The 10,560-nt window shown below is 66.2% G+C and carries 10 protein-coding genes; 4 read left to right on the top strand and 6 right to left on the bottom strand.

All coding sequences use genetic code 11. The features are described from left to right. Positions 1–221 precede the first annotated feature (221 nt). Positions 222–1,118 (bottom strand): succinate--CoA ligase subunit alpha, encoded by an 897-nt coding sequence (gene sucD / locus BLIN9172_RS17320; protein ID WP_101556126.1) that lies wholly within the window; start codon positions 1,116–1,118, stop codon positions 222–224. An 18-nt stretch (positions 1,119–1,136) separates the two neighbouring features. Beyond that, complete coding sequence (gene sucC, locus BLIN9172_RS17315) at positions 1,137–2,306, bottom strand: ADP-forming succinate--CoA ligase subunit beta (RefSeq protein WP_101556125.1); 1,170 nt, start codon at positions 2,304–2,306, stop codon at positions 1,137–1,139. Positions 2,307–2,503: 197 nt separating this feature from the next. Between sucC and BLIN9172_RS17310 the strand changes: the two genes are divergently transcribed. The 4 genes from BLIN9172_RS17310 (at position 2,504) to BLIN9172_RS17295 (ending at position 6,059) form a co-directional block, all read left to right on the top strand. Continuing rightward, the gene (locus BLIN9172_RS17310; protein ID WP_025778695.1) at positions 2,504–2,998 is read left to right on the top strand and encodes a MarR family winged helix-turn-helix transcriptional regulator; all 495 of its coding nucleotides are present in this window, start codon (positions 2,504–2,506) and stop codon (positions 2,996–2,998) included. A 3-nt stretch (positions 2,999–3,001) separates the two neighbouring features. After that, positions 3,002–3,691 carry a GNAT family N-acetyltransferase gene (locus tag BLIN9172_RS17305; RefSeq protein ID WP_101556124.1) on the top strand — a complete coding sequence of 230 codons (690 nt, stop codon included), beginning with the start codon at positions 3,002–3,004 and terminating at the stop codon, positions 3,689–3,691. 202 nt (positions 3,692–3,893) lie between these two features. Beyond that, positions 3,894–4,604: a hypothetical protein gene (locus tag BLIN9172_RS17300; protein WP_101556123.1), complete on the top strand. Its 711-nt coding sequence runs from the start codon at positions 3,894–3,896 to the stop codon at positions 4,602–4,604. A 147-nt stretch (positions 4,605–4,751) separates the two neighbouring features. Beyond that, the gene (locus tag BLIN9172_RS17295) at positions 4,752–6,059 is read left to right on the top strand and encodes an FAD-dependent monooxygenase (protein WP_240812237.1); all 1,308 of its coding nucleotides are present in this window, start codon (positions 4,752–4,754) and stop codon (positions 6,057–6,059) included. A gap of 281 nt (positions 6,060–6,340) precedes the next feature. Here BLIN9172_RS17295 and BLIN9172_RS17285 read toward each other — a convergent pair whose 3' ends face one another. The 4 genes from BLIN9172_RS17285 to BLIN9172_RS17270 all read right to left on the bottom strand — a co-directional run bounded on the left by BLIN9172_RS17285 (position 6,341) and on the right by BLIN9172_RS17270 (position 10,376). After that, entirely contained in the window at positions 6,341–6,781 is a 441-nt protein-coding gene (locus BLIN9172_RS17285; protein WP_231488584.1) for a hypothetical protein, read from the bottom strand. Beyond that, a complete protein-coding gene (locus BLIN9172_RS17280) occupies positions 6,778–7,881 on the bottom strand; it encodes an adenosine deaminase (protein ID WP_101556122.1) in 1,104 nt (367 codons plus the stop codon). The genes BLIN9172_RS17285 and BLIN9172_RS17280 overlap by 4 nt, the downstream gene beginning before the upstream one ends. A gap of 35 nt (positions 7,882–7,916) precedes the next feature. Then, complete coding sequence (locus tag BLIN9172_RS17275; protein ID WP_240812238.1) at positions 7,917–9,083, bottom strand: BMP family ABC transporter substrate-binding protein; 1,167 nt, start codon at positions 9,081–9,083, stop codon at positions 7,917–7,919. A 120-nt stretch (positions 9,084–9,203) separates the two neighbouring features. After that, entirely contained in the window at positions 9,204–10,376 is a 1,173-nt protein-coding gene (locus tag BLIN9172_RS17270; RefSeq protein WP_025778706.1) for an amidohydrolase, read from the bottom strand. Between the last annotated feature and the right edge of the window lie 184 nt (positions 10,377–10,560).

Genomic DNA, 10,560 nt, shown 5'->3' with positions numbered 1-10,560 from the left:
GGATCTGGTCGTACTGAACCAGGAAAGACCGGATCTCTGCCACGCTGTATCCAGTAGTGATGGTCATGGTTAGTGTTCCTCTCAGTGTCAGACTGAGTGACTCACAACCAGCCTGACAGAGAGGGGCGCCTGCACTTTGAGCCAGCTGGTATGCACTGAGGGCGAGCCAGCCGGTCGAAATCGGCTGGCCCGCCCTCAGCAGCGGTTGCGTCTCACGCGACTCAGGCGAGGAGTTCGCGCATGAGTTCAGCGGTCTCGGTCGGGGTCTTGCCGACCTTGACGCCTGCAGCCTCGAGGGCTTCCTTCTTGGCCTGAGCGGTTCCCGAGGAGCCGGAGACGATGGCGCCGGCGTGGCCCATGGTCTTGCCCTCGGGAGCGGTGAAGCCTGCGACGTAGCCGACGACCGGCTTCGTCACGTTCTCCTTGATGAAGGCTGCGGCACGCTCTTCGGCGTCTCCGCCGATCTCGCCGATCATGACGATGGCTTCGGTGTCAGGATCGGCCTCGAAGGCTTCGAGCGCATCGATGTGCGTGGTGCCGATGACCGGGTCTCCGCCGATGCCGATGGCGGTCGAGAAGCCGAGGTCACGCAGCTCGTACATCATCTGGTAGGTCAGGGTGCCGGACTTCGAGACGAGGCCCAGCTTGCCCTTCTTCGTGATGTTGGCCGGGATGATGCCGGCCAGCGACTCACCGGGGGTGATGATGCCCGGGCAGTTGGGCCCGATGATGCGGGTGGCGTTTCCGGCCGCCTGCGCACGAGCCCAGACCTCGGCCGAATCCTGCACGGGGATGCCCTCGGTGATGATGACGAGCAGACCGATCTTCGCGTCGATGGCCTCGATCGCGGCGTCCTTGGAGAATGCCGGCGGCACGAAGGCCACGGACACGTCAGCACCGGTGGCTTCCATCGCCTCGGCGACGGAACCGAAGACGGGGAGTTCGACCTCGTTGCCGTCCTTGTCGTTGTGCGTCACGGTGGTGCCGGCCTTGCGGGCGTTGACACCGCCGACGACGTTCGATCCGGCAGCGAGCATACGAGCGGTGTGCTTCGAGCCCTCTCCGCCGGTGATGCCCTGGACGATGATCTTCGAATCGGAATTCAGGAAGATAGACATTGTTGTAGAGACCTTTCCTTACTTGGCAGCAGCCAATTCGGCGGCCTTGTCGGCTCCACCGTCCATCGTGTCAGTGAGCGTGACGAGCGGGTGCGCTGCCTTCTGCAGGATGGCGCGCCCCTCTTCCACGTTGTTGCCGTCGAGGCGGACGACGAGCGGCTTGGTGGCCTGGTCGCCGAGGATCTCGAGGGCCTTGACGATGCCGTCGGCCACAGCGTCACAGGCGGTGATTCCGCCGAAGACGTTGACGAACACGGACTTCACCTGGTCATCGCCGAGGATGACGTCGAGTCCGTTGGCCATGACCTCAGCCGAGGCGCCGCCTCCGATGTCGAGGAAGTTCGCGGGCTTGACGCCGCTGTGGTTCTCACCTGCGTAGGCGACGACGTCGAGGGTCGACATGACCAGTCCTGCGCCGTTGCCGATGATTCCGACCTCACCGTCGAGCTTGACGTAGTTGAGGTCGAGCTTCTTGGCCTTGAGTTCCAGCGGGTTCTCTGCGCTGATGTCGCGCAGCTCCTCGTGCTCCTCGTGGCGGAAGTCGGCGTTGTCATCGAGCGAGACCTTGCCGTCGAGGGCGATGATGTCACCGGCACCGGTCTTGACCAGCGGGTTGACCTCGACGAGGGTGGCGTCTTCCTTTTCGAAGACGGTCCACAGGCTGGTCAGCACGGGGGCGACCTTCGCGGCGGTATCGGCGTCGAAGCCGGCCGCCTCGGCGATCTCTGCCGCCTTGGCATCGTTGATGCCGTCGATGGCGGAGACGGGGATCTTGGCGAGCGCTTCCGGACGTTCCACGGCCAACTGCTCGATCTCCACTCCGCCTTCCTTCGAGCACATGGCCAGGTAGGTGCGGTTGGACCGGTCGAGGAGGACGGAGAAGTAGTACTCCTCCGCGATATCGGCACCTTCGGCGATCATCACCTTTTCGGTGATGTGGCCCTTGATGTCGAGTCCCAGGATGTCCTTGGCGCGCGCCTCGGCCTCATCGGGGTTCTTGGCGACCTTGACGCCGCCGGCCTTTCCACGGCCGCCGATCTTGACCTGTGACTTGACGACGACGACTCCGCCGCCAAGATCCTCGGCGGCCTTCTTCGCTGCTTCTGGCGTCGTCGCGACCTGGGCCTTGAGCACGGGCACTCCGTGCTTCTCGAACAGGTCACGTGCTTGATACTCGAAAAGATCCACGTGTATTCCTTCGCTCTCACTGCCGGGTGGTTGGCCCCTGCAGGTTCGTTGACGGATGCAACAACCAAGGACAACCATATTCCCAAACGCACCCGTCCATCCAAACCTGCAGGTTAAACGGACCCTGTGCGTAAGGAATCTCTCGTCAAAAAGTATCTTTGCTCTCAAGATTCTTGATATGGACGTAAAATCGATTCATGGACGAAGTGGATCGAATAGTCGCAGCCTGGCGACGTGAGCGTCCGGATCTCGACGTCTCCCCGATGGAGATCCTCTCCCGCGTCTCGCGTCTGGCCAGACAGTTGGACCTGGCACGGAAGTCGAGCTTCTCCGACTACGGAATCGAGGGCTGGGCCTTCGACGTGCTCTCCGCCCTCCGTCGAGCCGGTGAGCCCTATCAGCTCTCCCCCTCGACCCTGCTGCAGGAGACACTCGTCACGAGCGGCACCATGACCAATCGCATCGATCGACTCGTCGCCCGTGGTTGGGTTGAACGCCGCCCCGATCCCGGTGATCGACGCGGAGTGCTCGTCCACCTCACCGAAAGCGGCCGTGCCACCGTCGATTCCGCCCTGGCCGATCTGCTGGTGAAGGAGCGCGAGATCCTCAGCGGACTCACCCCCGCCGGCAGCCGCAAACTCGCCGGACTTCTGCGCGAGCTGTCCACCGGCTTCGACGGCAGCGAAGACTGAGCCATGCACGACGACCTCACGGATTTCCCGGGCGCACAGCCGCCTCGGCGAGAACCCGTCCACGGTCGATATGTCGACCTCGAACCCATCGATCCGACCGTCCACGGCGATTCGCTCTTCTCCGCGGTCTCGGCACCGGACGGGATCGAGGAGCGGTTCCGCTACCTGCCGCAGACACCGCAGACCGAACGCAGCGACTTCGATACCTGGATCGCCGAGGCGGCCACCTCGTCCGATCCCCTCTTCTTCGCCGTCGTGGACCGGTCCACGGGGCGGGCCGAGGGCCGGCAGGCGCTCATGCGCATCGACGCCGCCAACGGCGTCATGGAAATCGGACACATCCTCTGGGGTCCGGGGCTGGCCCGGACTCGCGCGGCCACCGAGGCGCTCTTCCTCTGCGCCGATCTCGCCTTCGCCTCCGGTTTCCGACGGTTCGAGTGGAAATGCGATGACGCGAATGCACCGTCGAAGAAAGCCGCCGAACGCTTCGGGTTCACCTTCGAAGGGATCTTCCGGCAGCATCTCGTGTACAAGGGCCGCAACCGCGACACCGCGTGGTTCTCGATCATCGACAGCGAATGGCCGGCCCTGCGAACGGCATATGAGCAGTGGCTCGACGAAGCGAACTTCGATGCCGCAGGTGCCCAGCGGCAGAGCCTGCGCGAACTCATCGCCGCAGCACGCCGCGGCTGAGTCGGCAGGGCCGGACGGCGCGGCCGGACGTCAGGTCTGTGGCGTCAGGTCTGTGGCGTCAGGACGCAGCCTCGCGCCCGGGCAGAGGCCTCGCGCCCGCCCCGCTTTCGCCGCCTTGCCGCGCGTCCACCCGGGCACGGGCCGTCGCGCACACTAGGCTGGAAGCCATATCACTTGGACGCTGACGACACCTCGAGGAACCATGCGACTTCGCCCCCTTGCCCTGCTGTCCGCCGCTGCGATTGCTGCCACGATGACGGCCTGCGTGGCGACACCCAACGAGACCCGGCCCCAGCCGCGACCCTCGGTGAGCAAAGAAGAGGTCACCCCGATCGAGACGCCGGACGATGCACCGAAGGTGTCCATCGTCGATTCCTCGCCGGGTGGGGCGAAGGACACCGACCCGCTGTGGCAGGGCCTCGCCGAGGCGGCCGAGAAGAAGACCGAGGCCTACCTCAAGGTCTACGTGCACACCGGCAACCCCGAGGTTCCCGATTCCGGCGAGACGACCGTGACTGCCGACAGCCCCGACAGCGTCAGCGTCACCGTCGATGCGGACAACGTCGATGACGGGGCGTCCCCGTTCCTGCTCATCCACGGCACCTTCGACGTCGAGGAGATCGGCAACTCGGCCTACACGCTGACAACCGTCGACGACGAAGACATCCCCGAGCTCGACCCGAAGGGCCCGAACGACGAGAAGCGCTGCACCGCCGATGACGCTCAGGACCGCATCGGGCTGGCCGCCGATGACCTCGCCGAGGATCCCGGCCGTCGCGAAGAATTCCGCCAGCAGTGGGGCGGCTCGCCTCGCGTGTGGTGGGGCATCCAGAAGACCGCCATCAGCCTCGGCGAAGAGGGCGGAGTCGCCGGCGACTTCCTCACCGAAGCCTGCGGCGAATACCTCCAATGATCTCTGCGCTCCGCCTCGGTCCGAGTTAAGTGGTGGCAGATTGCCATTCTGAGGCGGCGGTTTTTGGGCAATCTGCGCACACTCAACGCGTACCGACGACCAGCCGGCGCCCTCGCCACCCACCGTCCTGCATGCGACGATGACTCTATGAGAATCGCTGTCATCGGAGCTGGAATCGGCGGACTCTCGGCGGCCGTGGGACTGCAGAGGGCCGGCGCCGAGGTCACCGTGTTCGAACGTGCCCCCGAGGTGCGAGCCGGTGGTTCGGGGCTGTCGATCTTCGCCAACGGTCTCGCCGCGCTGGACACCCTGGGCCTGCGCGAGGCATTCGATGCGGTGACCGACTCCAGTGTCGAAGGCTTCGCCGCAGGTCAGCGTCGCGCCGATGGTCGTTGGATCGCGCGGGTGCCCGACGAGGCCGTCGGTGCGCTGCGCATCGTCGACCGTGCCGATCTCCACCGCATCCTCCTCGAGGCGCTGGCTCCTGGGACTGTGCGCACCGACGCCGAGGTGGCCTCGGCAGCATCCGATGGGACGCTGATTTTCACACCCGTTTCCTTCCACCTCGATGCATCTGCACGTTTCGACCTCGTGATCGGCGCCGACGGTCTGCACAGCCGGGTGCGCACCGTTGTCGCCGGTGAGGCGGTGGCACCGCGGTACTCCGGGTATTCCGCGTGGCGGGGCATCACCTCGGTGCCGGTGGATCTGTCCGGCGAGGCAGGGGAATCGGTCGGGCGCGGACGCCGCTTCGGCATCGCCCCGCTGGCCGACGGCCGCGTCTACTGGTTCGCGGTGGCGAACATGCCCGAGGACGCGGTCTTCGCCGACGAGAAGGCCACCGCCCTGCAGATGTTCACCGGCTGGCACTCCCCCATTGCCGAGCTCATCGCCGCCACCGACGCCGAGGCGGTCCGCCGCACCGCGATCTCCGACCTCTCCCGCCGGCTGGCCAGCTTCCACCGCGGCCGCGTCGTCCTCCTCGGGGATGCCGCACATGCGATGACGCCGGACCTCGGCCAAGGCGGAGGTCAGGCTCTCGAAGATGCGGCGACACTCACAGTCCTGCTCACCCCGCTGCTCGGGGAGTCTCCGGGATCTGGGGCGAGCCGGCTCGGACGAGTCGAAGAGCAAGCGGCCACAGGTGCGGGCACTCGCGCCGGCGCGAACCCGGACCACCGTGCGGGCCCTCGCACCGGCGCGAACCCGGACCACAATTTGGGCCCGAGAGCCTCAGTACCGCCAGACCTCGCTGCGGCACTGGGCCGCTATGACTCCCTGCGCCGCCCGCGGACGCAGTCGATCGCGCAGAAGTCCCGGCTCATGGGGCAGATGTTCCAACTCGAATCGCCGCTGCTGGCGGGGCTGCGCAATGCCGTCTTCTCCGCGGTTCCCTCGCGACTCATGGCCGCTCAGGCTGCGAGCGTCCAGAAATGGTCGCCGCCGCAGGTGTGATGCTGACTTGTTCCGACTGATCCGCGACCCCGTAGCCGCGGTCAGCCCCGCTGACGCGAGTCAAGTGTGCGCAGATTGCCCGGCAGACGCCGGATTTTGGCAATCTGCGCACAGTTCACGCATTCTCTCAGCAGCGTCGGGCCGCCCCAGCTGCTCGAACTCGAAAAACTTGGGTCACTATCAGCTACTCAGCGCCGAACTCAGGTCGCTATCGGATACTTTTCTCGCTCGAAAGTATCGAAAAGCGACCTATGTTCGGGCGAGTACCTGCTTGAACCGGCTCAGTCGGTCAGAGCGCGGTTGTAGGCGTCGACGACCGGGGGCAGGAAGAAGCCCATGATCACGGCGATCGCGGTGACCAGGCAGGCGAGCCCCAGCAGCAGGGAACCGCCGATGACGCTGAAGGCGAAGACGATGACGAGCAGCTCGAAGGCGATCGCCGCCGGACGCGCCCACCGGTGCAGGCGCCAGGCGCCGCGGGCCGCGGCGCCGACACCGGCTGCGAAGATGAGGAACATGACGGCCAGACCGATCAGCGACGCCGCCAACGGCCCAGCGGTGATCGCCGTGATGACGAACGACACCGCCGCCCCGATCAGGGCCAATGCCTGGACGCCGAGGACGATGACGGGCAGCATCATCGCCCGCGGGGTCGGAATCCCGTGCCCCTCAGGCTCCGGTGACGCACCGGAGCCTGCGGCCCGGCCATTGCGTGAGCTCAAATGGTCACCCGGGCGAATCCGGGGATGAGGATCTCATCGAGCATGCGCTCACGCACATCCAGCGGCAGGAAGGCCGCGGTCACAGCGTTGACCGTCGCCCATTCGAGGTCGGTCTGGTTCCAGCCGGCCTCGTCGACGAGCAGTCGCATCTCCCGTGAGACGGAGGTGCCCGACATCAGCCGGTTGTCCGGGTTGATGGTGACCGCAAAGCCGAGGTCTTTCAGACCCGTGATCGGGTGGCTGGCGATGGTGCCGCCGATGTCGGTCTGCAGGTTCGAGCTCGGGCACAGTTCCAGCGGAATCTGCTGGTCGAGGACCCAGGCTGCGAGGCTGCCGAGCTGACCCTGACCGTCGACGATGTCCATGTCCTCGACGATGCGAGCGCCGTGGCCCAGACGCTGGGCATGGCAGATGGTGACCGCCTCGTGGATGGATTCTTTGCCGGCGGCCTCTCCGGCATGGATCGTCACCGGCACATACGCCTGGTGCAGGGCGTTGAAGGCGGAGAGATGCGCGGACGGCGGGAATCCGTTCTCGGGTCCGGCGATGTCGAATCCGACGACTCCGGAATCCGCACCCTTCTCACGATGGCGGATGGCCAGTTCGGCGATCGCCAGCGAGTTGTCGGCCTGACGCATGGCCGTGATGAGCTGTCCGACGCGGATGTACTTGCCGTCGGCCGCCGCCTCGGAGACACCTTCTTCGAGACCGGCCTGGACGGCTTCGACCACGGCGTCGAGTTCGAGTCCGCCCTCGAGGTGCTGTTCGGGAGCCCACCGAGCCTCGGCGTAGAAGACTCCGTCGGCCACCTGGTCGAGGACCCATTCCTTGGCCACACGGCGCAGGTTGTCCTCGCTCTGCATGATCGCCACGGTGTGCGAGAACGTCTCGAGGTAGCGGACCAGATCACCGGAATTCGCGGACTCCGAAAACCATCTGCGCAGCGATTCTGCATCGGAGGCGGGCAGGGTGTGACCGATCGAGTCGGCCAGTTCGATCATCGTCGACGGGCGCAGACCGCCGTCGAGGTGATCATGGAGGGAGACTTTGGGCAGCTGCAGGATGGGGTCGTCCGATGCGACGCCGGCGGGTACATTCATCACCGTCTCAGCTTATCCGATGACGGCTGAGCCCCTCATCCTTTCTCCGGATCGATCTCCCCGCTCTTGATCCGCTCCCTGAGGTCCGTGATCCCGCGACCGGCGTCGGAGACGCGGGAGAGGAATCCGTCCTCGGCGACGATGCGCACCCCGCCGTTGTCGAGGGTGCCCCAGTAGTGGCGGTCGGCGACGCGGAAGCCGGCGATCTCCTCGGGCCCGGTCTTCGGGGCGGGCGCCACCTCGTCGGGGTTCTTGCTCTGCGGCCAATCGGGGAACATCGTGCGCAGTCCGCGGCGCACGTTCGGTTCCACGCTGGCCACGATCGTCTTGGAGAATCCGCCCGCTGTTCCATACCACACGATCTTCGGCAGGCTCGGTCCTTCGTCGTCGCCCTCGGGTTCCTCCGTGGCCGTGGTCAGATCGGTCCGCTTCTCATCCGCCGAGGTGACCACCCCCATTGCGGCCGCCGACCCGAAGGGAACGAGCACGTCGACGTCGGCGTCGAAGGACCGTTCGAAGTACTCCTTCCCCGCTTTGCGGGTGTCGTCGATCGCCCGAGGCGAACCGCTCGCCGAGGCGGCCCCACCCGAGGCGGGACGGTAGGACTCCGCCTTCGGCAGGTCCTCATCGTTCTCCTTGTTGTAGAGGTCGACGCCGGAGTCGAAGGCGTTCAGGATACGTTCGGACTGTGGGAACCCGTGGGCGACGACGACGCCGACCTTCCCCGTCTCCGAGGCGGTGGCCGCGGTGTAGCCGGCGATGAACGCCGGCGGGACGAGGTCGAAATCCATGCTCAGCACGTTTTTCGGCAGGTCATCGGTGCCGGGCGAGACCCCGAGGAACAAGTCCTTTGGGTGGTCTGCGGCGAAGTCCGCGAGTTCGTCCGCTCCACCGGGCCCGATGACCGTGGTCAGTGCACAGTCGTGTCGGTTCATCCGATCCAATGCCGCCGAGGTGGCCGACCCACTCGAGACGCGTTGACTCGAGGTGCCCGAGAAGACCCCGGCGCCACGGGCCAGTTCCGTCTCCTCGAGGGTGAGAGCACCGGCGGAGTGATCGTCGAAGCCGGCCGGTGCCGAGACGAGGCAGCCCAGTCGCTCCTCTTCGAGGGCTTCGGGGGCATTCACGGAGCAGGCGCTGAGCGTGAGGACGCCGACCGCGGCGAGCGCGGCGATCTGCGCGGTTCGGGCTCTCATCCTCATGGGTCCAAGATTATCGGCCCATCCTGACACGGCGTAATCAGGCATCGTCCGTGGCAGATCACGTGGCAGGTCAGAGGGCAGCAGCGGCCGACCGCGCGCGGGCAATCAGCCGCCGGGCCATCACCGGTCGCGGTCGAGGACCTTGAGCGCGGTGGCCGTGAACACGCGAGCGGCGATCTCCACGGCGCGTTCGTCGATGAGCAGATCGCCCTGGTGGATGTCGTAGGTGATGCCGCCGGGGGTGCGGGTGCCCAGACGGATCAGCGCTCCCGGGCAGTGGGTGAGGTACCAGGCGAAGTCCTCCCCGCCCATGGACTGCGGGGTCAGCTGCACCGAGTTCTCGCCGAGTTCCCCGCGGACGGCGGATTCGATGAGGGTGACCTGGTCTTCGGTGTTGACCACCGGTGGGACGCCTCGGCGATGTTCGAGGTCGACCTCGACTCCGTAGGGTCCGGCGATGCGATCGACGAGTTCGGGCAACACTTCGGCGACTTGGTTCCAGCCGTCGACGTCGAGGCAGCGCAGGGTTCCGCGCAGGATCCCTTCGCTGGGGACGACGTTCGCGGCATGGCCGGCGCTGATCTCACCCCACACCAGAGAGATCGCGTGCCGCGGGTCGATCAGCCGGCCCAGGGTCGAGGGCAGATCGGTGGCGAGTTTGCCCAGCGCGTAGACGAGGTCCTCGGTCAGGTGCGGACGCGAGGTGTGCCCTCCGTGACCGGAGAGGCGGATGATGACGGTGTCGCCGGCGGCGGTGATGGCGCCGATGCGCGAACCGACCTTGCCGATGTCGACGTTCGGGTCGCAGTGGACGGCGTAGACCTCGGGCACGTCGTCGAGCACGCCTTGGGAGATCACGCGCAGGGCACCGCCCGGGGTGACCTCTTCACCGGGCTGGAAGATCAGACGCACCCGGCCGCCGAGTCCGCCGGGCCGTGTCTCGTGGATCTTCTGCAGGGCGATGCCGGCACCGATGAGGGAGGTCAGGTGGACGTCGTGGCCGCAGGCGTGGGCGACGCCGGGCACGGTGGACCGGAATTCCTCATCGATGAGGTCATCGACGGGCAGGGCGTCGATATCGGCGCGCAGCCCCACGGCCACCGGTCCTTCGCCGATGTCGCAGACGACTCCGGTGCTCTCGAGGCGCCGCGGCGTGAGACCGGCGGCCTCGAGGCGGGCGACGATCTTGTCGGTGGTCTCGAACTCCTGGAAGGACAGTTCCGGATGGGCATGGATGTCGCGGCGGAAATCGATGAGTTCAGCACCGATCTCAGCGATTGTCGAGCTGATCACGTCGGGTCCTTCAGTGCGGGGAGGTCGGGGATGGGCGATGTCGAACATTTCAAGCCATGCTAGTGTCCTGCGCCGGTAGTTCGTTGCATTAGTCGTGAGAGAGATTCCAGTATCTCTTCCGCGGTTTTCGTCCACACGAATGGTTGCGGGTCCTCGTTCCACGCCTTAACCCACTCGCGAAGGT

Source organism: Brevibacterium linens ATCC 9172 (assembly GCF_900169165.1).
Lineage (GTDB): Bacteria > Actinomycetota > Actinomycetes > Actinomycetales > Brevibacteriaceae > Brevibacterium > Brevibacterium linens.
Note: the sequence above shows the minus strand (reverse complement) of the source record. Positions and strands in the feature narration are given on the sequence as shown.